Genomic DNA, 24,191 nt, shown 5'->3' on the forward strand with positions numbered 1-24,191 from the left:
CTGCGCAAGCCGGTAGCTTTGCGCGTGCAGCGTCTGAGCTTAACCTCACCGCCAGTGCCATTAGCCATCAAATTGCGGGCTTGGAGGAGTGGTGGGGCGTGTCGTTGTTTGAGCGGCACTCGCGTGGCGTCAAACTGACGGTGGCAGGGCAGGCTTTGTTGCCGGTTACCGATGGTTTCTTCAAATCGCTGGATGGGGTGCTGCATTCACTCAACCCCGGTAAATCCCAACCGCTGTACCTCTCATGCACGTCTTCTCTCTGTTCGACATGGCTGATCCCCAGGATGCACGGTTCTCACACTGAGGCCTCATTCAATCTAGATCTGGTGTTGACCAGCGCCGACATGAACCGCGCCAACCTGGAGGCTCATCAATATGATGTCGCGGTGGTGATGGGGTACGGCGACTACCCGGATCATCATGTCGAATTACTGATGCGCGATGCGGTGTTCCCCGTTTGTTCGCCGGAGTTTCTGCGGTTGAAGGGTGATATCGCGCTGGAGGATGTCGCCCGCAATCCGCTGATTCATCGGGTGGACGATCAGGTGTGTCCGGGATGGGAAAGTTGGTTTGCGTTTCAGGGGCTGGCGGCGCCGCCTTATCACCATGGGCCGAGATTTCCGGATTCGAGCTTGGCGATCAGCCTGGCGGTGAAGGGCGGAGGGATTGCGCTGGGCAGGACTGCGTTGGTGTATGACCAACTGGAAGACGGTGCGTTAGTTGCGTTGAATAGCCCTGTGATGATGTCCCCTGCGGCCTACTACATCATTTGTCGAAACGGGCGTCAGTCGGAGCCGGATATTGCTCGGCTGATTGAATGGCTCAAGAACAGCGCGGGTGAGTTTCTGCGCGAAGTTCAGGCTCGGTATCCGCAAATTGCCGGGGCTGGCGCGGTTTAAATGTGGGAAGGAGCAAGGCTCCTCCCGCATTCAAACGGTATTCGCTTAACGGCCCGGCGTCATCGCCTGCGTTAAGTCATCCACCACGGCCTTGCCCATCTCACACAGATAATGCGCAGCCCATGCATATTGCTCACCGCGCACATCCATGGCGGCTTCCATCGCGAGTTTCTTGGAGTAAAAAAGTAGGGTGGAGGCGTGTTCCAATGCTTCCTCAATCGGCATGCCGGAATTAACGCGGAACAGTGGTTTTTGGTTTTCGCCGTAGTCGCCGAAGGTGACTACGCCGAGGGTGATGATGGAGGAAAGCGGTGGATCGGGAACGATCTTGGACATGGTTTTTCCTTAGGTTAATAAGTAGAAACCGCCACGGCATGTCGCTAAACATGGAAAGGTGGCAGCTGTGCGCGGGTTAGCGAACCGGTAACCTAGGAACCCGGTAGACCCGAAGGTCTCCCGCGCACAGCCGCCATAACACGATAAGGCGAGCAAAATGGCTAGCCAGGGTGATTTAGGGCGTTGAACCTACGTTTCTCGGGTCGCTAAACCCAGCCGCTGTTTTGCAGCGACCCGAGGAGGCTAGACACTCAAATCCTATGGCGCAATAGGCCAGGGATTCTCTAGGAAACGTCCTGCAATTTAAAGCGAATCGTCGTTGATGGCGCTTTAATCCGCAAACCTGATCTCCCGCGTCTCCCCCATCAACAACCCCTGATTCTGCTCCGTCACTTCCCGGATGTAATCCCACAACAACGTAATCCGCTTCAACTTCCTCAAATCCTCCCGGCAATACATCCAGAACTGTCGCGTAATCGCGATCTGCTCCCCCAGCACCGGCAACAACCGCGGGTCCTGCGCTGCCAGAAAGCACGGCAATATCGCCATCGACCGGCCTTGCTGCGCCGCCACGTACTGCGCGATCACGCTGGTGCTGCGCAAACTCGCGCTGGCGCCGGGCACGACGTTGGCCAGGTACAGCAGCTCCGAGCTGAACGCCAGGTCATCCACGTAGCTGATAAATGGATGCTCGGCCAAGTCCGCAGGTGTGCGAATCGGCGGGTGTTGGTCGAGGTAGTCCTGGGTGGCGTACAGCTGCAGTTTGTAGTCGCACAGTTTGCAGCACACATACGGTCCGTGTTCCGGGCGTTCCAGGGCGATGACGATGTCCGCTTCACGCTTGGACAGGCTGATGAAGTGGGGCAGGGGCAGGATGTCCACCGAGATCGCAGGATAAGTGTCGACGAAATGGCTCAGTTGCGGGGTGACGAAGAAGCTGCCGAAGCCTTCGGTGCAACCCATGCGCACATGGCCCGACAGTGCCACGCCGGAGCCGGACACCTGTTCGCAGGCCATGTGCAGCGTGCTTTCAATGGATTCGGCGTAACCCAGCAACCGCTGGCCTTCGCTGGTGAGCACGAAGCCGTTGGTCCGGGATTTTTCGAACAGCAGCGTACCGAGGGACACTTCCAGAGAGCTGATGCGCCGCGATACGGTGGTGTAGTCCACCGCCAGGCGCTTGGCGGCGACGCTGGCCTTGCGGGTGCGCGCCACTTCGAGGAAAAACTTCAGGTCATCCCAGTTCAGGGCGCCCAGGGAGGTGATGTTTTTTTGCATATTGGACCGGCTTTTATGTGCGTTCTTATTAGAGATTTGCACATCTATACTCCAAAAACAGTCCGAACGCCTCATTCTTCAAGGCGATTCAACGCCTTGGTTCTCTGCATAACTACAAGATTCTGGAGACCACATGAACGCATCTGCCGATATTTCCGTGCAACAGGTCAAGTTGCTGATCAACGGCGAGTGGGTCGAGTCCAAGACCACCGAGTGGCAAGACATCGTCAACCCGGCCACCCAACAAGTGCTGGCCAAAGTCCCGTTTGCCACTGCCGATGAAGTCAACGCTGCCATCGACGCCGCCCATCGCGCCTTTCAGACTTGGAAGCTGACGCCGATCGGTGCGCGGATGCGCATCATGCTCAAGCTGCAAGCCCTGATCCGTGAACACTCCAAGCGTATCGCCGTTGTCCTCAGCGCCGAGCAGGGCAAGACCATTGCCGATGCCGAGGGCGATATTTTCCGTGGCCTGGAAGTGGTCGAACACGCCTGTTCCATCGGCACCCTGCAAATGGGCGAGTTCGCCGAGAACGTGGCCGGTGGTGTGGACACCTACACCCTGCGCCAGCCTATTGGCGTGTGCGCCGGCATTACCCCGTTCAACTTCCCGGCGATGATTCCGCTGTGGATGTTCCCGATGGCGATTGCCTGCGGTAACACCTTTGTACTCAAGCCGTCCGAGCAAGACCCATTGTCGACCATGCTGCTGGTGGAGCTGGCGCTGGAAGCCGGTGTACCGGCCGGTGTGCTCAACGTGGTGCATGGTGGCAAGGACGTGGTGGATGCGCTGTGCACTCACAAAGATATCAAGGCGGTGTCCTTCGTTGGTTCGACGGCCGTCGGCACCCATGTCTATGACCTGGCCGGCAAGCACGGCAAACGCGTCCAATCGATGATGGGCGCCAAGAACCATGCGGTGGTGCTGCCGGATGCCAACCGTGAGCACACCCTCAACGCCCTGGTCGGCGCCGGTTTCGGCGCGGCTGGCCAGCGTTGCATGGCCACCTCGGTGGTGGTGCTGGTGGGCGCGGCCAAGCAGTGGCTGCCAGACCTCAAGGCGCTGGCACAAAAGCTCAAGGTCAATGCCGGCAGTGAAGCGGGCACGGATGTCGGCCCGGTGATCTCCAAGCGTGCCAAGGCACGTATCCTGGAGCTGATTGAAAGCGGCGTGAAACAAGGCGCCAAGCTGGAGCTGGACGGTCGCGACATCCAAGTACCGGGCTTCGAGAATGGCAACTTTGTCGGCCCCACCCTTTTCTCGGGCGTGACCACCGACATGCGCATTTACACCGAAGAAATCTTCGGCCCGGTGCTGGTGGTGCTGGAAGTCGATACCCTCGATGAAGCCATCGCCCTGGTCAACGCCAACCCGTTCGGTAACGGCACGGGCCTGTTCACCCAGAGCGGTGCGGCGGCGCGTAAATTCCAGAGCGAGATCGATGTGGGCCAGGTCGGCATCAACATTCCGATCCCGGTGCCAGTGCCGTTCTTCAGCTTCACTGGTTCGCGCGGTTCCAAGCTCGGCGACCTCGGCCCGTACGGCAAGCAAGTGGTGCAGTTCTACACCCAGACCAAAACCGTCACCAGCCGCTGGTTCGACGACAACACGGTCAACGATGGCGTCAACACCACCATCAACCTGCGCTGAACCTGGGAGACGACCATGAAGATTGCATTTATCGGCCTGGGCAACATGGGCGCGCCCATGGCCCGCAACCTGATCAAGGCTGGGCACGCGCTTAACCTGTTCGACCTGAACCAGGCGGTACTCAAGGAACTCGCCGAACTGGGCGGTACCATCAGCAGCTCACCGCGTGATGCGGCCCAGGGCGCCGAACTGGTGATTACCATGCTGCCGGCCGCCGCCCACGTGCGCAGCGTGTGGCTCAATGAAGACGGCGTGCTCGCCGGCATCGGCAAAGGCGTGCCGGCGGTGGACTGCAGCACCATCGACCCGCAAACCATCCGTGATGTAGCGGCTGCGGCAGCCAAACAAGGCGTGGCAGTGGCCGATGCGCCGGTGTCCGGTGGCACCGGCGGTGCCCAGGCCGGGACGCTGACCTTCATGGTCGGCGCCAACCCGGAACTGTTCGCCACCCTGCAACCGGTGCTGGCGCAGATGGGCCGCAACATCGTGCACTGCGGCGATGTCGGCACCGGCCAAATCGCCAAGATCTGCAACAATCTGCTGCTGGGTATCAGCATGGTCGGTGTCAGCGAAGCCATGGCCCTGGGCGATGCGCTCGGCATTGATACGCAAGTGCTGGCCGGGATCATCAACAGCTCCACCGGGCGCTGCTGGAGTTCCGATACCTACAACCCTTGGCCGGGTGTGATCGAAACCGCGCCATCATCGCGTGGCTATACCGGTGGTTTTGGTGCCGACCTGATGCTCAAGGATTTGGGCCTGGCCACCGAAGCCGCACGCCAGGTGCACCAGCCGGTGATCCTCGGCGCAGTGGCCCAGCAGCTGTATCAATCGATGAGCCAGCGTGGGGAAGGGGGCAAGGACTTCTCGGCGATCATCAACAGCTATCGCAAGCTGTAGGAGCGAGCTTGCTCGCGAAAAATGTGAGAGCAACGCGTTCATCCTGGATGAGCGCGTTTTCGTTGGCGATCTTCGCGAGCAAGCTCGCTCCTACAGGGACGGGGATGGGTCAGGCAAACACAAAATACTTACGCACCGTCTCGACCACTTCCCACGTCCCCTTCATCCCCGGCTCCACCACAAAGATATCCCCAGCGCGCAGATGGATCGGCTCCATGCCTTCAGGCGTGATCACGCAGTAGCCTTCCTGGAAATGGCAGTATTCCCACTTCACGTATTCCACGTACCACTTGCCCGGTGTGCAGATCCAGGTGCCCATAATTTTGCTGCCGTCTTCGCTGGTGTAGGCGTTGAGGTTGACAGTGTGCGGGTCGCCTTCGAGCTTTTCCCATTTGCAGGCATCCAGGACCGGCAGTGGGTGGGTGTCGCGCAGTACGGTGATGGGCTTGGACATGTTGACTCCGAGGCAGGGAAGGGAAAGATGCACCCTAAGGCCTTGGGCGTTGCGCAGATGGTCTGAACTCGACATTGGGATGCCCAGAAGCGCAGACACGTGAACACCGCAGTCCCCTGTGGGAGCCGGGCTTGCCCGCGATGACGGTGGTACAGCGAGCATCTCCCTTGCCCGACACTCCGCTATCGCTGGCAAGCCAGGCTTCCACAGTAGGTCGTGGCGTATCTGGAGCGACAGATCTGTGCATAAAACCGATGTTTCCTCGCAGTAACTGCGAAAGATTTCCCGTGTCGCGCCAGAATTCGCAAGAAAATTCAGAGCTGGCCCTCGTATCATTCACCTCAGTACCCCGTGAGAGCCTTGCAATGAACCCAATAAAAACGTGGTGGGATATCAGCCCGCCCTTGAGCACGTCCACCCCGACCTGGCCGGGCGATACACCGTTTCAGGAAGAGCGTGTGTGGCAGTTCGGCCCGGAGTGCCCGGTGAATGTGGGGCGCGTGACCCTGTCGCCGCACACGGGCGCCCATGTGGACGCGCCGCTGCATTACAGCGCAGACGGCGCGCCGATTGGCGAGGTGTCACTGGACGTGTACATGGGCCCTTGCCGCGTGTTGCATTGCCTGGGCAGCGGCGCGTTGGTTGAGCCCCATCAGTTGCAAGGGCGTGTGGATAACGTGCCCGAGCGTGTGCTGCTGCGCACTTATCCACAAGCGCCGCTCACCGAATGGGATTCGAATTTCACCGCCATCGCGCCCCAGACCATTGAGCTGCTGGCCAGCCTGGGGGTGCGCCTGATCGGTATCGATACGCCGTCCCTGGACCCACAACAGTCCAAGACCATGGATTCCCACAACGCCGTGGCTCGTCATGGTATGGCGATCCTCGAAGGCATCGTGCTCGATGACGTACCGGAGGGCGACTATGAATTGATCGCGCTGCCGCTGCGCTTCGCCAACCTGGACGCGAGCCCTGTGCGCGCCATTCTCCGCCCGCTCAAGGAGCCCACGCGATGAGCCAATGTCCTTTCTCACCAGACTATAAGCCTGCCGATAACCAATCCCCGGAAGAATGGCATAACGCCGAACTGAATTTTTCCGAGTCCATGAGCTATGGCGACTACCTGGACCTGGGCAAAGTCCTCAGTGCCCAGCACCCGCTGTCGCCGGACCACAACGAAATGCTCTTCATCATCCAGCACCAGACCTCGGAGCTGTGGATGAAGCTGATGCTCCACGAACTCAAGGCCGCCCGCGAACATGTGCGCCTGGGTGAGCTGCCGCCGGCGTTCAAGATGCTGGCGCGGGTATCGCGCATCTTTGATCAACTGGTGCACGCCTGGGCGGTGCTGGCGACCATGACACCCTCGGAATACAAGGCAATTCGCCCGTTCCTGGGGCAGTCGTCGGGGTTCCAGTCGTTTCAGTACCGCGAGATCGAATTCATCCTCGGCAACAAAAGCCCGGCGCTGCTGCGGCCCCATGCCCATCGCCCGGAATTGCTGCAGCAATTACAGGTGGCGATCGCCACGCCGTCGCTGTATGACGAGGCGGTGAACCTGATGGTCAAGGCGGGGCTGGCGATTGATCCCAAGCGTGCCGAGCGCGACCCGACCGCAGCCACAGTGCATGATGACTCTGTGGAGGCGGCGTGGCGTGAGGTGTATCGCGACCCGAACCGTTACTGGGATTTGTACCAGTTGGCCGAGAAGTTTATCGACCTGGAAGATTCGTTCCGCCAGTGGCGCTTCCGGCATGTCACCACGGTGGAGCGCATCATCGGCTTCCAGCCGGGCACCGGCGGTACGGAAGGCGTGGGGTACCTGCGCAAGATGCTCGATACGGTGTTGTTCCCCGAACTCTGGCGCGTACGCTCCACGCTTTAAACAAAAAGCCCCGGATTACCGGGGCTTTTTTTATGTGAAATACAGTCAACTGTGGGAGCTGGCTTGCCAGCGATGGCGGCGTATCAGCCGGCTCACCCGTTGGCTGACACGCCGCCATCGCGGGCAAGCCCGGCTCCCACAGAGTTTACTGGGTTACAGCTACTTTCCCGTTTCTGATCCTAAACCGGTAGGCGATATAGATAATCCCCACCCACACCGGCATCGCATACACCGACTCGCGAATCCCTGGAATCGCCAGCATCACGCCGATGATCATCACCATGAACGCCAGGCACAGGTAGTTGCTGAACGGGAACCAGAAGGTCTTGAACGACGGCGTCACGCCTTGCTCGCCCATGGCCTTGCGGAACTTGATGTGGGTCAGGCTGATCAGCGCCCAGTTGATCATCAACGAGGCAACCACCAACGCGAACAGCAACTCCAGCGCACTGTGCGGCGCCACGTAGTTGACCACCACGCACAGCATCGTCACCAGCGCCGAAATCGCCAGGGCCCGCAGCGGCACGCCTTGTTTGTTGAGCTTCATCAGCGCCTTGGGCGCATCACCTTGTTCGGCCAGGCCGAACAGCATGCGGCTGTTGCAGTACACGCCGCTGTTGTACACCGACAACGCCGCGGTCAGCACCACGAAGTTGAGGATGTGGGCGGCGGTATCGTTGCCGATCAGCGAGAAGATCTGCACGAACGGGCTGCCGCTGTAGGCATCGCCTGACGCGCCGAGGGTTTGCAGCAGTTGATCCCACGGGTACAGCGACAGCAGCACAGTCAGAGCACCGACGTAGAAGATCAGGATGCGGTATACCACCTGGTTGATCGCTTTGGGGATCACCTTGCGCGGTTCGCTGGCCTCGGCGGCGGTGATGCCGACCAGCTCCAGGCCACCGAACGAGAACATGATGAAAGCCATCGACATCAACAGCCCCATGCCGCCATTGGGGAAGAATCCACCGTGGCTCCACAGGTTGCTGACCGAGGCTTGCGGGCCGCCGGTGCCGCTGAACAGCAGGTAGCAGCCGAGCACGATCATGCCGACAATCGCCACCACCTTGATGATCGCAAACCAGAATTCGGCTTCACCGAAGAACTTCACGTTCAGGGTGTTGATCAGGTTCACCGCAACAAAGAACACCAGTGCGCTGACCCAGGTTGGAATTTCCGGCCACCAGAACTGGATGTACTTGCCCACGGCCGTCAACTCGGCCATGCCCACCAGCACGTAGAGCACCCAATAGTTCCAGCCCGCCAGGAAGCCTGCGTAACCGCCCCAATATTTATGTGCGAAGTGGCTGAAGGACCCGGCCACCGGCTCTTCGACGATCATCTCACCGAGCTGGCGCATGATCAGGAAGGCGATAAACCCTGCCACCGCATAACCCAGGATCATCGACGGCCCCGCCGACTTGAGCACCCCGGCCGAGCCGAGGAACAAGCCTGTACCAATCGCCCCTCCCAAGGCGATCAGCTGAATGTGCCGGTTTTTCAGGCCTCGCTTGAGGCCCACCGGGTTAACCATGTCATCCGCCATTAACATTCCCTTCTACTTGTTTTTCTCAAGGGTGATTGCACGCCGCATCGGCCCCTCAGAACTGCTGAGGGTCAGATATTACTCTGGGTAAACTTTTCGTAATACAGCTGGACGCCATCAAGTGCCTGATCCACCAGCCATTGTTGGATGGATTCGACCATTGGAGGCGGGCCGCACACGTACATATCCGCCGATCTGTCCCGCAATTCGGCCAGCTCGAAATGCTCGGTGAGGTAGCCGCGTTTGCCCGTCCACTCGGTTGAGGCGTCGCTCAGCACTTCGGTGTAGCGAAAGTTCGGGATTTTCGCCGCGTAGGCGTGGATACGCGCCGCTTCACATAAATCCTCAGCGCCGCGCACGCCGTAGTACAGGTGCACAGGTTGTGTGCAGCCCGTGACGGCCAGCTCATCGAGCATGCCCAACAACGCCGACAACCCGGTGCCGCCCGCCACCAGTACCAACGGTTGGGTGACATGCCGCAGATAGAACGCACCCAAGGGCGCCTCCATCAGCATTTCATCACCCACCTGGCAGCGTTCACGTAGGTAGTTGCTCATCACCCCATCGGGCAGCAGGCGCACCAGAAACTGCAATTGACTGCCCGGCCGGTTGGCGAAGGAATAGGAGCGCCAACTATCGGTGCCCGGCACCGACAGACGCGCGTATTGGCCCGGCAAAAAATCCAGAGACTGGTCCAGTTGCACCTGCAAAATGGCGGTGCTGGTCGATACCTGCTGCACCGCGCTCACCGTACCGCGTACCTGCACAGGCCCGGGGGCGTTGCACAGGCTTGAATCGAAGTCGAAATAGAAGGTGGCGTCGGACTTCACCCGGGTCTGGCAACTGAGCATCTTGCGTTGTTGCAGGTCGAGGCTGGAGAGGGCTTCCTCATCGACATAGTCCTGGGTGTACTCGCCGGACTCACAGCGCCCCTGGCAGGTGCCGCACACGCCTTCGCGGCAATCGAGCGGGATCTTGATGCCGTTGCGCAGGGCCGCGTCCAACAGGATCTCATGGGCGTCCACCGGGAAGAACAGGGTCTTGCCATCGGCGAAGCTGAAGGCCACTTTGTGATTCATTCACATAACTCCGTGAATAGGTATGAACCCCCTGTAGGAGCGAGCTTGCTCGCGAAAAACCCAACGATGACGCAGAACATCCTGGATGCTCGCGGCGTACTTACGTTTTTCGCGAGCAAGCTCGCTCCTACAGGGCAGTGCACCACCGTTACAGGTGATAGAAATCCAGCACCGAGTTGATGGTGTCGTTGAGCAACAAGGCGTGCTTGCGCATGATCAACCAGCTGTCGCCCGCAGGCTTGAGGCGGTACGTGGCATGCCCGTAAAACTGCTCGGAAGTAGCCAGCCGATAAAACAGCGTGTGCCAATTCAAGCGCACCTCCAAGGTGCCGTCACTTTGTTCGGCAATGCGTACGTTATTGATCAGGTGCAAAGTGCGCGGCATCGGCGTGGCAGAGGCGGCTTTGCCGGTGCGCAGGCGGAACACACGGTCTTCCAGGCCCGAACGGTTGGCGTAGTAGATCAATGACATCTCGCGCTTGGGGTCTTGGGTGTAGACGTGTTCGGAGTCCCATTGCGGCAGGTGGAATTCACTCTGCGGGTCGAACAACTGCACGTAGGCGTCCCAGTCCTGGGCGTCGCACAGCTCGGACTTGCGATAGAAGAACTGCTCGATTTGGTACTGCAATTGCGCATTCATCACTTCACCTCCCGCAGTGCCAGGGCTCGCTGGTCCAAACCCTTTAGCAGGAACTGCTGCCAGTTGCGATGCTGGTTGACGTACAGGCCTTCATGGGTGAATTCGGTACCGGTCATCGCCGGTTGGATGCCGATGGCCTCGCTGTTTGGCGTCGGCCCGGTCTCCCAGCGATGGCTGCCCCGTGAGATGTCGCTCCAGCGTTCCAGGCGGCCCTGAAAGCCACGCTGGGCTTCGCGAAACTCCACCAGGTCATCGGGCGTGCCCATGCCTGAAACGTTGAAGAAGTCTTCGAACTGACGAATCCGGTTTTCGCGGTCGGCGTCGGACTCGCCCTTAACCCCCAGGCACTGGCTGATGATCTCGGTCTTGTTCCAGGCCACCGGGCGGATGATGCGCAACTGCGAGCTGATCTGGTCGAGGAAAAACAGGCTGGGGTAGATATTCAGGTTGCGCAGGCGGTGCATCATCCACTCGGCCTTCTGCTGGCCGTGTTCTTCTACCAGGCGCGGCATGATGGTGGCGTAGCCGGAGCGCACGCTGGGGTTGGGCATGTCGCTGAACAGCACGCTGTGGCCGTTGTTGAAGGCGAACCAGCCGTCGTCGGTATTGGCGTCGCCGGCGCCGAGCTTGCTGTAGTCCAACGTCGTGCTGGAACCTGCGCCGTTCTCGGTGTTGACCTGCTGGCGATGCTGCACGGTGGCCACATAGTTGTAGTGCACGGTGCTGACGTGATAACCGTCCAGGCCGTTTTCGTTTTGCAGCTTCCAGTTGCCGTCGTAGGTGTAGGCGGACTTGCCCGGCAGCACTTCCAACTCACCGGTGGCCGATTGCGCCACCATCATGTCGAAGAACACTTTGGCATCGCCCAGGAAGTCCTCCAGGCTGTTGGTGCCGTTCACGTCCAGGCTGATAAACACAAAGCCCTTATAGCTTTCGATGCGCGCTTTTTTCAGGCCGCGGGTGGCCTTGTCGAAACCTTCCGGGTATTCCCCCGGCGCCTTGACCTTTACCAGTCGGCCATCGCTCTTGTAGCACCAGGCGTGGAACGGGCAGGTGAAGGTGGACTGGTTACCCTTGCCCACGCGGGTGAGGGTGGTACCGCGATGCTGGCAGGCGTTGATCAACGCGTTGAGTCGGCCTTCGCCGTCACGGGTGATGATCATCGGCTGGCGGCCGGCGCGCATCGTCACGAAGTCGTGGTTATTGGCCAGTTCGCTTTCGTGACAGGCGTAGATCCAGTTCTTCTCGAAGATCAGCTCCATCTCCAGGTCGAACAACTCGGGCTCGGTGAACATGTCGCGGGCGATGCGGAACACTGCATCCGCCGGGCGAAAGTCCAGGCAGCTTTCGATAAAGGATTTCCATTGCTCGACGGTTCTTGCACCACTCATGGGAGGCACCTTTTGATCATGGCTAAACGGTGAGCCATTAAGCGGCTGCGATGCGGTGGCGGGCTATCCGCTTAATGGGGGAACGTAGGCCGCAAAGTTGGGCAGCAAATACCCATGAAGGTGCGCGCCGGTGACGGCATGCGCTACTGTGATGGCGGGCGATGGTCGCAAAACTCTGGGGTTTATCCACATAGTCGACTGTTGCTATCCACCCAGTGAGCACTGCGCTGGCGTGGCCTGGAACTTGCTGTCGAGGTTCAACGACGCGCCGTCAGAGCGCGCAAACGCCTAACCGCCGTGGGTGCACCCTGATGACTAGTCAGACACGCGATATTCATATTCAACGCTTCGACCTGGAGGGCGCGCGCAGCTGGATGTCCGGCATCTGCGGGCCCCATCGCCTGGCGACGGCAACGCCCGAGCGCCTGCGCTTTCACCACAGCGCCAACGTGTTCAAATCTCGCGCAACCACCCTGGGCGTGATCGAGTACGGTACTGACGTGACCATCGACATCGAAGACGCCGAGCACTTCAGCAGCTACAGCTTGAGCCTGCCGTTGGTGGGCGAGCAGGAGCTGAGCAAGAACGGTGAACGTCTCAGTTCCAACCGCGACCAAGGCGTGATCATTTCGCCCAATGAGCATCAGGTGCTGGCGATTTCCGGTGACTGCCGCAAGTTGCAGGTGGTAATCACCCGTGCGGCGATGAGCGAGTCGCTGGAAGGTTTGCTGCAACGGCCCATCGATGCGCCGCTGCGCTTTGAGTCGGTGATGGATGCTGTGGACGGAGCACCGGCTTCGTGGTGGCGCATGGCGCGTTATTTCATCGCCGAACTGGAGCGCAGCAGCGAACTGTACGAGCAGGCGGCGTTTACTCGCGACCTGGAAAGCTCGCTGATCAAGGGCCTGATCCTGGCCCAACCGAATAACTACTCCGAAGAACTGCGCGACGTGCTGGGGGTGAAACTGCCGCACTACCTGATCCGCGCGCGGCAATTTATCCACGACAACGCCCGTGAAGCGCTGCACCTGGAAGACCTGGAAGCGGCGGCGGGCGTGTCGCGTTTCAAACTGTTCGATGCGTTTCGCAAGTACTTCGCACTGTCGCCCATGGCGTATTTGAAGAAGCATCGGTTGGGGGCGGTGCGCCAAGAAATTCTGGAGCAGGGCTCGATCCGCACCATCTCTGAAATCGCCCTGGGTTGGGGGTTTACGCATTTGGGGCGGTTTTCGGCGGAGTACCGCAAGCTGTTCGATGAGTCGCCCAGCCAGACATTGCAGCGCAAGCGCCTGCGCATTACTTGAACTGGATGAAAAACAATCTGTGGGAGCTGGCTTGCCTGCGATAGCGGCCGGCCGATCAACACGATGCCAACTGATCCGCCGCCATCGCAGGCAAGCCAGCTCCCACATGGAGTATGGGGTGCCTGGAGGATCTCAGATCAACTCTTCAACCAGTTGCAGGCAATGAGTCAGCCCCGGCGACTGGTCATTCACCCGCCGGCTGAGGATGATCGGCGAGCTCGCCGTCGCCTCCACCACCGGCGTATAGCCAATATCCGCCCGATGCAGCACCTGCACCGACGCCGGCACCAGCGTCACCCCCATGCCTGCACCCACCAGGCCGATAGCGGTCTGCAATTCGTTGGTCCACTGCGCCACCTTCACGCTCAAGCCATGGGCGTCGAACAGTGCGATCACATGGTCGGCATAACTGGGGCGCGGGTTGCCGGGGTAGAGCACAAAGGGTTCGCCGGCCAACTGGGCGAGGGTGGCCGGGGCGCCCAGCAACGGGTGACCGCTGGGCAGCACGGCCACCAGACGATCCTCCACCAGTACGCGCTGGACGATGGCCGGGTCGTCGATGCGAATGCGCCCGAAGCCCACGTCAATGCGGCCAGCCTTGAGCGCTTCGACCTGCTGCAAGGTGGTCATCTCCGACAAGCCCAACTCCAGCTCCAGGGCCTCGTGAGTGCGCAGGCGCCGAATCAGTTCCGGCAGCACGCCGTACAAGGTCGAGGGCGCAAAGCCGATGCCCAGCCAGGTTTTCTCGTCTTGGCCGATGCGCCGAGTGTTATCGCAGACCTTGCCCAGTTGTTCGAGCAACACATTGGCATGCTCATAGAAAAACCGCCCGGCCTCAGTCAGGCGCAAGGGCCGACTGCGTTCCAGCAACACCACCCCGAGTTCATCCTCCAGTTGCTGGATCTGCCGGCTCAACGGCGGCTGGGCAATGTGCAGACGTTCGGCGGCACGGGTGAAGTTGAGGGTCTCGCCCAACACCTGGAAGTAGCGCAGGTGACGCAGTTCCATATCGACTCCTTTTATACCTTGAGGGTATTGCTTGAGACCAATTCTATATTGGAAGCCATAAAAAATGCGGCACAGAATCGGCGCAAATCTATAAAGAACCCAACGGGTATTGCCATGCCGATTTGCGCCATCGAGTCGATTGAAACTGTCATCGTCGATCTGCCCACCATTCGCCCGCACAAGCTGGCGATGCACACGATGCAAAACCAGACCCTCGTCATCATTCGCCTGCGTTGCAGCGACGGCATCGATGGCATCGGTGAAGCCACCACCATCGGCGGCCTGAGCTACGGCAACGAGAGCCCCGACAGCATCAAGGTCAACATCGACCGCCACTTCGCACCGCTGCTGATCGGCCAGGACGCGAGTAACGTCAATGCCGCCATGTTGCGCCTGGAGCGCAGTATTCGCGGCAACACTTTTGCCAAGTCCGGTATCGAAAGCGCCTTGCTCGACGCCCTCGGCAAACGCCTCGGGCTGCCGGTCAGCGAGCTGCTTGGCGGGCGTGTGCGTGATGCGTTGCCAGTGGCCTGGACCCTGGCCAGTGGTAATACCGAACAAGACATCAACGAGGCCGAGAAGATGCTCGACCTGCGCCGTCACCGTCTCTTCAAATTGAAGATCGGCGCGGGCGAGGTCGACCGCGACCTGGCCCATGTGATCGCGATCAAAAAAGCCCTGGGCGAGCGCGCCAGCGTACGCGTCGACGTCAACCAGGCCTGGGATGAAGCCGTGGCCCTGCGGGCGTGCAAGGTGCTGGGCGAGCACGGTATCGACCTGATCGAACAACCGATCTCACGCAATAACCGTGGCGGCATGGCCCGGCTCAACCTGTCGAGCCCGGCGCCGATCATGGCCGATGAGTCCATCGAATGTGTCGAAGACGCCTTCAACCTGGCGCGTGAAGGCGCGGCCACGGTGTTCGCCCTCAAGATCGCCAAGAACGGCGGCCCGCGTGCCGTATTGCGCACGGCGGCGATTGCCGAAGCGGCCGGCATCGGCCTGTACGGCGGCACTATGCTTGAAGGTGGCATTGGCACCCTGGCCTCGGCCCATGCCTTCCTCACGCTGGACACACTGGCGTGGGGCACTGAATTGTTCGGCCCGCTGTTGCTCACCGAAGACATTCTTGCCGAGCCACCGGTGTACCGCGATTTCCAGCTGCATGTGTCCACTGCGCCGGGCCTGGGCCTGACGCTCGATGAAGAGCGCCTGGCGTTCTTTCGCCGTGACAAACACTAAGAGGCCCTTGCCATGTTGTTCCACGTAAAAATGACCGTGAACCTGCCCCTCGACATGCACCCCGAGCGCGCTGCCAGCCTCAAGGCCGAGGAAAAAGCCTTGGCGCAACGCCTGCAAGAGGAGGGTAAATGGCGCCACCTGTGGCGCATCGCCGGGCACTACGCCAACTACAGCGTGTTCGATGTCGACAGCGTGCAGGACCTGCACGACCTGCTGATGCAATTGCCGTTGTTCCCCTACATGGCCATCGAAGTGAATGCGCTGTGCCGCCATCCGTCGTCGATCCATGCGGACGACCGCTGAGACGGCTTGCACCTATAACTACAAGATGAGGAATGCACCATGTCCATCCGTCTGTCCCAGACTGCCCACGCCCAACAGTTTCTCGAAGAAGCCAGCGGTAACCTCAATGACGCGGGCAACCCACGCACCAAGGCGCTGATTTATCGGATCCTGCGCGACACCGTGAACATCATCGAAGACCTGGAAGTGACCCCGGAAGAGTTCTGGAAGGCGGTCAACTACCTCAATGAACTGGGCAAAAACCAAGAGGCCGGCCTGCTCGCCGCCGGCTTGGGCCTGGAGCATTACCTGGACCTGTTGATGGACGCCGCCGACGAGCAGGCCGGCAAGTCGGGTGGTACGCCGCGCACCATTGAAGGCCCGTTGTATGTGGCCGGTGCGCCGCTGTCCAAGTACGAGGCACGGCTGGATGATGGCAAGGACGACGCGGTGCCGTTGTTCATGCGCGGGCAAGTGCGCGATACCGCAGGCAAGCCATTGGCGGGGGCGATTGTCGATGTGTGGCAGGCCAATACGGGCGGCACTTATTCGTGGTTCGACCCGACGCAGTCTGAGTTCAACCTGCGCCGGCGCATCGAGACCGACGCCCAGGGCAACTACCGTTTTCGCAGCATCGTACCTTCAGGCTACGGCTGCCCGCCGTCCGGGCCGACGCAACAGTTGCTCGACCAACTGGGGCGCCACGGGCAACGGCCGGCGCATATCCACTTCTTCATCTCGGCGCCTGGGCACCGGCACCTGACCACGCAGATCAACCTGTCGGATGACCCGTACCTGCATGATGACTTTGCCTATGCCACCCGGGATGAACTGATTGCCGAGATTCGCTTCAGCGACGATCCGCAGTTGGCTCGAGAGTTTGGCGTGCAGGGGCGCTTTGCGCAGATTGATTTTGACTTTGAGTTGCAGGTGGCGGATGCGCCAATAGAGCAGCAGCGCATGCAACGAGTGCGTGCTCTGGAAGACTGATCAACTCGGTCAACTGTGGGAGCTGGCTTGCCTGCGATAGCGGTGGAACATTCACCACCGCTATCGCAGGCAAGCCAGCTCCCACATTGGTTTTGGGGTGTTTGTGTTATTTGCGCAGGACCAGGTCCAACACCTCATCCCGGTCCTTGATCTTCTGCAGCACAATCTCCGAACGGATATCCATCACTCCCGCCGTGCGGTTCAGGTGGTTCACAATGAAATCCGAAAAGTGCTTGAGGTTGCGCGCCTGCACCCGCAACACATAGTTGCTGGCGCCGGTGATCACATAGGCGCTCGCCACCTCTGGCCAGCCTTGCACCTTCTTGATGAACGTCTCATGCCAGTCCTCCACATCCTGGCGCAACGACAGGTGCACGATGGCTTCCAGCTCGATCCCCAACTGCTCGGCATTCAATACCGCACGGTAGCCGCTGATGATTCCCTCGCTCTCCAGCAGGCGCAAACGGCGCAGGCATGCGGACGGCGACAGCGCGACTTTTTCCGCCAATTCCTGGTTGCTGATGCGGCCATCCTGTTGCAGGAAATGCAGGAGGCGCAGGTCGGTGGCGTCGAGAATCATGCTTGGAAGATATCCGCGTATTTGGAGGTTAAATTCGAATTTCCTACAGCTTAAATAGCCCTTTACCCACCACTTTGCACGAAAATTCTCTAAAAGTTCGTTCATTATTTGACGCATCCTCACCTATAAAAACCAGGACGACCCATGACCACTCGAAGCCATTGCCAAGCCCTCGACGCCCAGGACCCGTTGGCCTCCCTGCGCGCCCAATTCGCCTTGCCCGAGGGGGTGATCTACCTCGATGGCAACTCCCTCGGCGCGCGCCCGGTGGCGGCGCTGGAGCGGGCACAACAGGTGATCGCCGAAGAGTGGGGCAATGGCCTGATTCGCAGCTGGAACAGCGCCGGCTGGGCGGATTTGTCCCAGCGCCTGGGCAATCGCCTGGCGCCATTGATCGGTGCGCGTGACGGCGAGGTGGTGATCACCGATACCACCTCCATCAACCTGTTCAAAGTGCTCAGCGCCGCCTTGAGTGTGCAGCGCCAACGTACGCCGGCGCGTAAGGTCATCGTCAGTGAAGCGAGCAACTTTCCCACCGATTTGTACATCGCCGAAGGCTTGGCCGAACTGCTGCAACAAGGCTATTCCCTGCGCCTGGTGAACAGCCCGGCCGAACTGCCCCAGGCCATCGATGCAGACGTGGCGGTGGTGATGCTCACCCACGTCAACTACAAGACCGGCTACATGTACGACATGGCGGCGCTGACCGCACTGAGCCACGAGTGCGGCGCGCTGAGCATCTGGGACCTGGCGCATTCGGCGGGCGCGGTGCCTGTCGACCTGCACCAGGCCAATGCGGATTATGCGATTGGCTGCACCTACAAATACCTCAACGGCGGCCCGGGCTCCCAGGCGTTTGTGTGGGTCAACCCGGCGTTGGTGGATGTGGTGCGCCAGCCGTTGTCCGGGTGGTTCGGGCATACCCGGCAGTTCGCCATGGAGTCCACCTACGCCCCCAGCGCCGGCATCGCTCGCTACCTGTGCGGTACGCAGCCGATTACCTCGCTGGCCATGGTGGAATGTGGCCTGGAGATTTTTGCCCAGACCGATATGGCCCGCCTGCGGACTAAATCCCTGGCCTTGACTGACCTGTTCATTGCCTTGGTCGAAAGCCGCTGTGCCGCCCATGGCCTGGAGCTGATCACCCCGCTTGAGCACGCCCGGCGCGGCAGCCACGTCAGCTTTGAACACCCTGAAGGTTACGCCGTGATCCAGGCCTTGATCGCCCGAGGCGTGATCGGCGATTACCGTGAACCGCGGATCATGCGTTTTGGCTTCACGCCTTTGTACACAAGCTTCACCGAGGTGTGGGACGCCGTGGAAATCCTCGGAGAAATACTCGACAAGCGCACGTGGGACCAGGCGCAATTCAAAGTGCGCAACAGCGTCACTTAAGAGCAATACAGACCAAATGTGGGAGCTGGCTTGCCTGCGATAGCGTCGGTGCATTCACTACCGTTATCGCAGGCAAGCCAGCTCCCACAGGTTCAGCGTCAGCCATCATCACAATAATAAAGGGGCACACCAGTGACCACGCCAGACAACGGCTTTGCAGAGATTACCCACCGTGAACTGGGCCTGAGGCGCCAGCTCACTTCCGGCCAGATGAGCATGATCGCCATCGGTGGCGCCATCGGTACCGGGCTGTTCATGGGCAGTGCCTACGCCATCGGCTATGCCGGGCCGAGCGTGCTGGTGAGCTACGCCATCGGCGCGTTGATCACCTTGCTGCTGATGGGCTGCCTGGCGGAGATGACGGTGGCCCACTCCACCTCAGGCTCCTTTGGCGCGTATGCCGAGTTCTACATCAGTCCATTGGCTGGGTTCCTGGTGCGGTATGCCTATTGGGCGGCGATTGTGCTGGCGGTGGGCGCCGAGGTGACGGCGGTGGCGATGTACATGAAGTACTGGTTCGCCAACGTGCCGGAGTGGGTGTGGATCGTGTCGTTCTCCAGTGTGCTGATTGTGCTCAATGCGATCAGCGTGAAGACCTTCGGCAACTTCGAATACTGGTTCTCGACGATCAAGATCAGCGCCATTGTCGGTTTCATCATCCTGGCAGTGTATGTGGTGTTCGGCTCTGGCAACCCTGACTACGGCGTGCAGAACTACACGGCCCACGACGGCTTTTTCCCCCATGGCTTGAGTGGCATGTGGATCGCGGTGATCGTGTCGATCTTCAGCTACCTCAGCGTCGAGATGATCGCCGTGGCCGCCGGTGAAGCCGCCGACCCGGAGCAGGCAGTGAAGAAAGCCTTTCGCGCTACCATCGTGCGGTTGGTGGTGTTCTACCTGCTGACCCTGGCGCTGATGCTCGCGATCGTGCCCTGGAACCAGGCCGGCCAGGCCCAGAGCCCGTTTGTCACGGTGATGCAGACCATCGGCATTCCCGGCGCCACTGGAGTGATGAATTTCGTGATCCTGATCGCGGCGCTGTCGGCCATGAACAGCCAGCTCTACATCACCACGCGCATGATGTTCAGCCTGTCGCGCGCTGGTTTTGCGCCCAAGTCCATGGGCGCGCTGAGCAAGAACGGCATCCCGCTCAACGCATTGCTGCTGTCCAGCTCGGGCATTGCCCTGGCGACGTTGCTCAACGTGTTGTACCCGGAAAGCTCGTTCACCCTGATGATGGCGATTTCGATGTTTGGCGCGATCTTCACCTGGTTCATGATCTTCCTCACGCACCTGTTTTTCCGCCGCTATCGCAAGCGTCATGGCGGGGCGAAGTTGTCGTTCCAGTTGCGCCTGTTTCCCTACAGCACGTTGCTGGGGTTGGTGCTGATGGGGGCGGTGATGATCACCACCTATTTCACCGACGCCTTCAAGATGACACTGGTGTTTGGCGTGCCGTTCCTGCTGATTCTGTCGGCTGTGTATTACGGGTTCTTCCGCAAGGGCAGGGCCAAGGCCTCGAACAAAGCCCTGGCATAACTCGGCAGGTGCTCGAACGAGCGTGCGCATAACAGCAACGTGCGGCAGGCCCACTCCTCTTGCAGGAGGTGGGCCTTGAAACGGCGTTCTGACGGCCAGCGGTCCAAGGCGGCCTGAGGCACGATGCCCAGGCCCGCGCCGCCGGCGACCATGCGAATCAACCCATCAAAACCGTCGGCGCGAATGCGCGTCTGCAAGCGAAAGCCTGCATGCAATGCCTGTTCTTCCAGGTATACCGCCAACGCGCTGTTGGCCCCCAGGCCCACGTAGTCGTATTGCAAGCTGTCGATAAAACTCGCGCTGGTCAACGGGTGGTCCAGGGGCATGATCAGCACCAGCGGGTCGTCGCGAAACGCCAGGGTCTGCAAGCCGTGGGTGTCCACTGCATCGGAAATAATCCCCAGGTCGGCCGTGCCCTGGCGCAACGCGTGGGTGATGCGCAGGCTGGGCAGCTCTTGCAGGTCGATATCGAGGTTGGGGTGTTCGCGCAAAAACTGCGCGAGCAGTTCCGGCAGGTATTCGCTGAGGGCGGTGGTGTTGCACAGCAGGCGTACCTGGCCTTTGACGCCATTGGCGTATTCGGCCAAGTCCTGTTGCAGGTGGTCGGCCTGTTGCAACAGCAGGCGAGCATGCCGGGCCAGGGCTTTGCCCGCAGGTGTCGGGGTGACGCCACGGCGGCCGCGCTCGAGAAACGCAATACCCAGTGAAGATTCCATTGCCCGGATGCGTGCACTGGCGGCAGCCAGGGACAGGTGGCTGCGGGCCGCGCCGGCGGTGATATTGCCGGTGTCCAGGATGTGCAGGTAGAGGCGCAGGTCGATCAGGTCAAAGTGCATGGCTGCAGGTTTCCGGTGACTGGGCGGGCCTCATCGCAGGCAAGCCTCACACAAAACAAGAGGCTGCCTCAGTATATGGCGAATTTCACAAGCTATCGAAAAGCACCAGAATGCAGCCATGAATACCTTCCTCGCGTTCTACCAAAACCTCGGCCCCGCCCTGACCGCGTTGGTCATCACTACCTTCCTGCTGGCCGGTACGGTCAAGGGCGTCATCGGCCTGGGCCTGCCCACCGTGGCCATGGGCATGCTTGGCCTGGCTATGTTGCCCGCGCAGGCTGCGGCATTGCTGATCATTCCTTCGACGGTGACCAACCTCTGGCAACTCACCTGTGGCGGCCACTTGGGTGCCTTGCTCAAACGCCTGTGGCCGATGCTGTTGCTGATTTTTCTCGGCACCGGGCTGGGCACCTTGTGGCTGGGCATGGGCAGCGGGCCTTGGGTGGTACGCGCCTTGGGCGCGGCGTTACTGGTGTATGCCTTGAGCGGGTTATTCCTGCCGACCTTCAGGGTCGCACCCCGCACCGAGCGCTGGCTGGGGCCTTTGTGCGGTGTGGTCACCGGCATCATCACCTCGGCCACCGGTGTCTTCGTGATCCCTGCGGTACCGTATCTGCAAGCCCTGGGCTTGAGCCGTGATCAGTTGGTGCAGGCGCTGGGGCTGTCATTCACCGTGTCGACACTGGCGCTGGCCGCCGGGCTGGCTTGGCGTGGTGCGTTGGGCGGTGCTGAAGTCGGTGCATCGGTGTTGGCGCTGTTGCCGGCCTTGCTAGGGATGTGGCTGGGCCAAGTGGTGCGTCGGCGCATCAGTGCCTTGTGGTTCAAACGTGGATTTTTCACCGGCATGGCGTTGTTGGGAGGCCATTTGTTGCTGGCTGGTTAATAATGACCGGGCATTTGTCAGCCGTTTAATGAAGGACTGCCCGTGAAAGCCCGATCTGATGAGCTACAGATTTTTGTCAGCGTGATCGAGTGCGGCTCGATTTCCGCCGCCGCCGAAAAAGTCGGGCAAACGCCATCGGCGGTCAGCCGCACGTTGTCGCGCCTGGAAGCCAAGCTCGACACCACCTTGATCAACCGCACCACGCGGCGCATGGACCTGACCGAAGAGGGCAAGTACTTCTTCGAACAGGCCAAGGTGATCCTGGCGCAGATGGACGAGCTGGAAGAGCGCCTGTCCTCGCGCCAGAAAAAACCGGCCGGGCGCCTGCGTATCAACGCCGCCGTGCCGTTCATGCTGCATGGGATCGTGCCGTACATCGCCGAGTTTCGCAGCCTCTACCCGGATATCCAGCTGGAGCTCAACAGCGATGATTTGATCATCGACCTGCTGGAGCAAAGCACCGACATCGCCATTCGCATCGGCGCCCTGGCCGACTCGACCCTGCATGCGCGCTTTTTGGGCAGCACGCCGCTGCATATCCTGGCCAGCCCCGGCTACCTCAAGCAGTTTGGCACGCCGACGACCGTTGCCGAGTTGGCTGATCACACCTTGCTGGGCTTCACCCACACCGAAACCCTCAACCACTGGCCGCTGCGCCATGGCGAAGGTGACCGCTGGCTGATCCAGCCCGGCGTCAGCGCGTCCAGTGGTGAAACCTTGCGGCAGTTGGCGCTGGAAGGGCAGGGCATTGCTTGCCTGTCGAACTTCATGACGGTGCACGACCTTGAAGCCGGGCGCCTGGTGCCGTTGCTGGAGTCGTTCAACAGTGGCTATCGCCAGCCGATCCACGCGGTGTTCTACCGCAACTCGCAATTGGCGTTGCGCATCCAGTGCTTTCTGGACTTTATTCAGGCCAAGCTGGCGCGGTATGCGAGCTGATTCGTGATCTGAGCGCAAGAGTGAATTGGGCCGCACGGGCTTATTCGACAGCGGTGTGGGTTGGATACTGGGCGCATTACTTACCCAGTCAGGAGCAACCTCCATGAATGTATTCGTTACCGGCGCCGCAGGGTTTATCGGCGGTTCCATCGCTACCGGCCTGGTCAAGGCCGGCCATCACGTCACCGGCCTGGTGCGCAGCGCTGAACAAGCCACCGAAATGACCGCCCTGGGCATCACGCCCGTGATGGGCACCCTCGATGACGCCGTCGTATTGACCGAGCAGGCGCACAAAGCCGATGCGGTAATCAATGCCGCCAGCAGCGATCACCGCGCCGCCGTGGAAGTCTTGTTGGCAGCCTTGAAAGGCTCTAACAAGCCGTTCCTGCACACCAGCGGTTCGAGCATCGTGGGCGATGCGTCGGGCGGCAAGGCCAGTGAAACTATCTACTTCGAAGACAACCTGCCTGAGCCGACCGCCGACAAGGCCGCCCGTGTGGCCATCGACAACCTGATTCTCGCGGCCGCCAACGACGGCGTGAATTCGGCGGTGATCTGCAACACCCTGATCTACGGCCACAGCCTGGGCGTGAAGCGTGACAGCGTGCAATTGCCGCGCTTGCTCAAGCAGGCACGCAAAAGCGGGGTGGTGCGCCATGTGGGCCCTGGGCAGAACATTTGGTCCAACGTGCATATTGAAGACGTGGTGGCCTTGTATCTGCTGGCGTTGACCAAGAACGTACCGGGCACTTTCTATTTTGTGGAAAGCAGCGAAGCGGCGTTCATCGACATGACCACGGCGATTGCCCAAGCCCTAAACCTGGGCAAGCCACAGGATTGGCCATTGGCCGAGGCTGAGGCCGAGTGGGGCTATGAAATGGCCAACTACGGGTTGGGCTCCAATAGCCGAGTGCGTGGCAAGCAGGCCCGTGAATTGTTGGGGTGGGCACCTAAGCGCACGTCGGTAGTGGAGTGGATTCGCAACGAGATGGTGTGATGTTCGCTTAGCACCGCGGTGCGGCCTTCGCAGGCAAGCCAGCTCCCACATTGTTCAGGTGTGAACCCTGTCAAATGTGGGAGCTGGCTTGCCTGCGAAAGGGGCGACTCGGTGCATCGGACCAGACACTTCACTAG

Annotated in this window: 24 protein-coding genes; 14 read left to right on the top strand and 10 right to left on the bottom strand. The window is 60.4% G+C overall.

The genetic code is table 11. The features are described from left to right. Nucleotides 1-899 (top strand): LysR substrate-binding domain-containing protein (locus tag GIW04_RS12630; RefSeq protein ID WP_236478997.1); only part of this gene is annotated, 899 nt, incomplete at its 5' end. A gap of 45 nt (nucleotides 900-944) precedes the next feature. Here GIW04_RS12630 and GIW04_RS12635 read toward each other — a convergent pair. Together GIW04_RS12635 and GIW04_RS12640 are read right to left on the bottom strand one after the other, a co-directional pair. Continuing rightward, nucleotides 945-1,235 carry a DUF3077 domain-containing protein gene (locus GIW04_RS12635; protein WP_034133670.1) on the bottom strand — a complete coding sequence of 97 codons (291 nt, stop codon included), beginning with the start codon at nucleotides 1,233-1,235 and terminating at the stop codon, nucleotides 945-947. A 330-nt stretch (nucleotides 1,236-1,565) separates the two neighbouring features. Beyond that, nucleotides 1,566-2,513, bottom strand: coding sequence for a LysR family transcriptional regulator (locus GIW04_RS12640; protein ID WP_014719918.1), 948 nt, complete (start codon nucleotides 2,511-2,513; stop codon nucleotides 1,566-1,568). Between the two features lie 133 nt (nucleotides 2,514-2,646). On the opposite strand from GIW04_RS12640, the gene GIW04_RS12645 reads away from it, so the two are divergent. After that, nucleotides 2,647-4,164 carry a CoA-acylating methylmalonate-semialdehyde dehydrogenase gene (locus GIW04_RS12645; RefSeq protein ID WP_003194117.1) on the top strand — a complete coding sequence of 506 codons (1,518 nt, stop codon included), beginning with the start codon at nucleotides 2,647-2,649 and terminating at the stop codon, nucleotides 4,162-4,164. Between the two features lie 15 nt (nucleotides 4,165-4,179). Continuing rightward, entirely contained in the window at nucleotides 4,180-5,064 is an 885-nt protein-coding gene (mmsB, locus tag GIW04_RS12650) for a 3-hydroxyisobutyrate dehydrogenase (RefSeq protein WP_120248510.1), read from the top strand. A 109-nt stretch (nucleotides 5,065-5,173) separates the two neighbouring features. Here the strand turns inward: mmsB and GIW04_RS12655 are convergent, their stop codons facing one another. Continuing rightward, the gene (locus GIW04_RS12655; protein ID WP_003230905.1) at nucleotides 5,174-5,518 is read right to left on the bottom strand and encodes a cupin domain-containing protein; all 345 of its coding nucleotides are present in this window, start codon (nucleotides 5,516-5,518) and stop codon (nucleotides 5,174-5,176) included. A 365-nt stretch (nucleotides 5,519-5,883) separates the two neighbouring features. Here GIW04_RS12655 and kynB point away from each other — a divergent pair, with 365 nt between their 5' ends. Continuing rightward, complete coding sequence (gene kynB, locus GIW04_RS12660; RefSeq protein WP_003194114.1) at nucleotides 5,884-6,534, top strand: arylformamidase; 651 nt, start codon at nucleotides 5,884-5,886, stop codon at nucleotides 6,532-6,534. Then, nucleotides 6,531-7,403, top strand: a complete 873-nt coding sequence (gene kynA, locus GIW04_RS12665) for a tryptophan 2,3-dioxygenase (protein WP_003194113.1) — start codon at nucleotides 6,531-6,533, stop codon at nucleotides 7,401-7,403. Before kynB ends, kynA begins: the two co-directional genes overlap by 4 nt. A gap of 145 nt (nucleotides 7,404-7,548) precedes the next feature. Here kynA and GIW04_RS12670 read toward each other — a convergent pair whose 3' ends face one another. From GIW04_RS12670 to antA, 4 genes are all read right to left on the bottom strand, one after another. Continuing rightward, the gene (locus GIW04_RS12670) at nucleotides 7,549-8,949 is read right to left on the bottom strand and encodes an amino acid permease (protein ID WP_005791366.1); all 1,401 of its coding nucleotides are present in this window, start codon (nucleotides 8,947-8,949) and stop codon (nucleotides 7,549-7,551) included. A gap of 71 nt (nucleotides 8,950-9,020) precedes the next feature. Beyond that, on the bottom strand, nucleotides 9,021-10,028 hold the full coding sequence (gene antC / locus GIW04_RS12675) for an anthranilate 1,2-dioxygenase electron transfer component AntC (protein WP_120248512.1): 1,008 nt from the start codon (nucleotides 10,026-10,028) through the stop codon (nucleotides 9,021-9,023). 148 nt (nucleotides 10,029-10,176) lie between these two features. Next, nucleotides 10,177-10,668 carry an anthranilate 1,2-dioxygenase small subunit gene (gene antB / locus GIW04_RS12680; RefSeq protein WP_003194110.1) on the bottom strand — a complete coding sequence of 164 codons (492 nt, stop codon included), beginning with the start codon at nucleotides 10,666-10,668 and terminating at the stop codon, nucleotides 10,177-10,179. Beyond that, entirely contained in the window at nucleotides 10,668-12,059 is a 1,392-nt protein-coding gene (gene antA, locus GIW04_RS12685) for an anthranilate 1,2-dioxygenase large subunit (protein WP_120248516.1), read from the bottom strand. Before antA ends, antB begins: the two co-directional genes overlap by 1 nt. Before the next feature lie 311 nt (nucleotides 12,060-12,370). On the opposite strand from antA, the gene GIW04_RS12690 reads away from it, so the two are divergent. Further along, entirely contained in the window at nucleotides 12,371-13,363 is a 993-nt protein-coding gene (locus GIW04_RS12690; protein WP_094774906.1) for an AraC family transcriptional regulator, read from the top strand. Nucleotides 13,364-13,495: 132 nt separating this feature from the next. On the opposite strand, the gene GIW04_RS12695 is transcribed toward GIW04_RS12690, so the two are convergent. Continuing rightward, nucleotides 13,496-14,371 carry a LysR family transcriptional regulator gene (locus GIW04_RS12695; RefSeq protein WP_120248518.1) on the bottom strand — a complete coding sequence of 292 codons (876 nt, stop codon included), beginning with the start codon at nucleotides 14,369-14,371 and terminating at the stop codon, nucleotides 13,496-13,498. 114 nt (nucleotides 14,372-14,485) lie between these two features. Between GIW04_RS12695 and GIW04_RS12700 the strand changes: the two genes are divergently transcribed. Genes GIW04_RS12700 through catA form a run of 3 tightly spaced genes read left to right on the top strand, consistent with a single transcriptional unit; the run spans nucleotide 14,486 to nucleotide 16,885 of the window. After that, on the top strand, nucleotides 14,486-15,613 hold the full coding sequence (locus GIW04_RS12700; protein WP_120248520.1) for a muconate cycloisomerase family protein: 1,128 nt from the start codon (nucleotides 14,486-14,488) through the stop codon (nucleotides 15,611-15,613). A gap of 12 nt (nucleotides 15,614-15,625) precedes the next feature. Further along, nucleotides 15,626-15,916, top strand: coding sequence for a muconolactone Delta-isomerase (catC, locus tag GIW04_RS12705; protein WP_003194105.1), 291 nt, complete (start codon nucleotides 15,626-15,628; stop codon nucleotides 15,914-15,916). A gap of 39 nt (nucleotides 15,917-15,955) precedes the next feature. Continuing rightward, on the top strand, nucleotides 15,956-16,885 hold the full coding sequence (gene catA, locus GIW04_RS12710; protein WP_034133663.1) for a catechol 1,2-dioxygenase: 930 nt from the start codon (nucleotides 15,956-15,958) through the stop codon (nucleotides 16,883-16,885). A gap of 106 nt (nucleotides 16,886-16,991) precedes the next feature. On the opposite strand, the gene GIW04_RS12715 is transcribed toward catA, so the two are convergent. Beyond that, entirely contained in the window at nucleotides 16,992-17,465 is a 474-nt protein-coding gene (locus GIW04_RS12715; protein ID WP_003194103.1) for an Lrp/AsnC family transcriptional regulator, read from the bottom strand. 144 nt (nucleotides 17,466-17,609) lie between these two features. Between GIW04_RS12715 and kynU the strand changes: the two genes are divergently transcribed. Both kynU and GIW04_RS12725 read left to right on the top strand, forming a co-directional pair. Next, nucleotides 17,610-18,860, top strand: a complete 1,251-nt coding sequence (gene kynU, locus GIW04_RS12720; protein ID WP_120248521.1) for a kynureninase — start codon at nucleotides 17,610-17,612, stop codon at nucleotides 18,858-18,860. A 132-nt stretch (nucleotides 18,861-18,992) separates the two neighbouring features. Next, nucleotides 18,993-20,399: an amino acid permease gene (locus GIW04_RS12725; RefSeq protein WP_120248522.1), complete on the top strand. Its 1,407-nt coding sequence runs from the start codon at nucleotides 18,993-18,995 to the stop codon at nucleotides 20,397-20,399. On the opposite strand, the gene GIW04_RS12730 is transcribed toward GIW04_RS12725, so the two are convergent. Continuing rightward, nucleotides 20,345-21,235 (bottom strand): LysR substrate-binding domain-containing protein, encoded by an 891-nt coding sequence (locus tag GIW04_RS12730; RefSeq protein ID WP_120248524.1) that lies wholly within the window; start codon nucleotides 21,233-21,235, stop codon nucleotides 20,345-20,347. The two genes, GIW04_RS12725 and GIW04_RS12730, sit on opposite strands and share 55 nt — an antisense overlap. Nucleotides 21,236-21,353: 118 nt before the next feature. Between GIW04_RS12730 and GIW04_RS12735 the strand changes: the two genes are divergently transcribed. The 3 genes from GIW04_RS12735 to GIW04_RS12745 all read left to right on the top strand — a co-directional run bounded on the left by GIW04_RS12735 (nucleotide 21,354) and on the right by GIW04_RS12745 (nucleotide 24,054). Then, nucleotides 21,354-22,118 (top strand): sulfite exporter TauE/SafE family protein, encoded by a 765-nt coding sequence (locus GIW04_RS12735; protein WP_003194099.1) that lies wholly within the window; start codon nucleotides 21,354-21,356, stop codon nucleotides 22,116-22,118. 42 nt (nucleotides 22,119-22,160) lie between these two features. Continuing rightward, complete coding sequence (locus GIW04_RS12740; RefSeq protein ID WP_120248525.1) at nucleotides 22,161-23,057, top strand: LysR family transcriptional regulator; 897 nt, start codon at nucleotides 22,161-22,163, stop codon at nucleotides 23,055-23,057. A gap of 103 nt (nucleotides 23,058-23,160) precedes the next feature. After that, complete coding sequence (locus GIW04_RS12745) at nucleotides 23,161-24,054, top strand: NAD-dependent epimerase/dehydratase family protein (protein WP_120248526.1); 894 nt, start codon at nucleotides 23,161-23,163, stop codon at nucleotides 24,052-24,054. Nucleotides 24,055-24,191 lie beyond the last annotated feature (137 nt).

It is taken from the genome of Pseudomonas sp. PA-4-8C, from assembly GCF_021606625.1.
GTDB lineage: Bacteria > Pseudomonadota > Gammaproteobacteria > Pseudomonadales > Pseudomonadaceae > Aquipseudomonas > Aquipseudomonas lactis.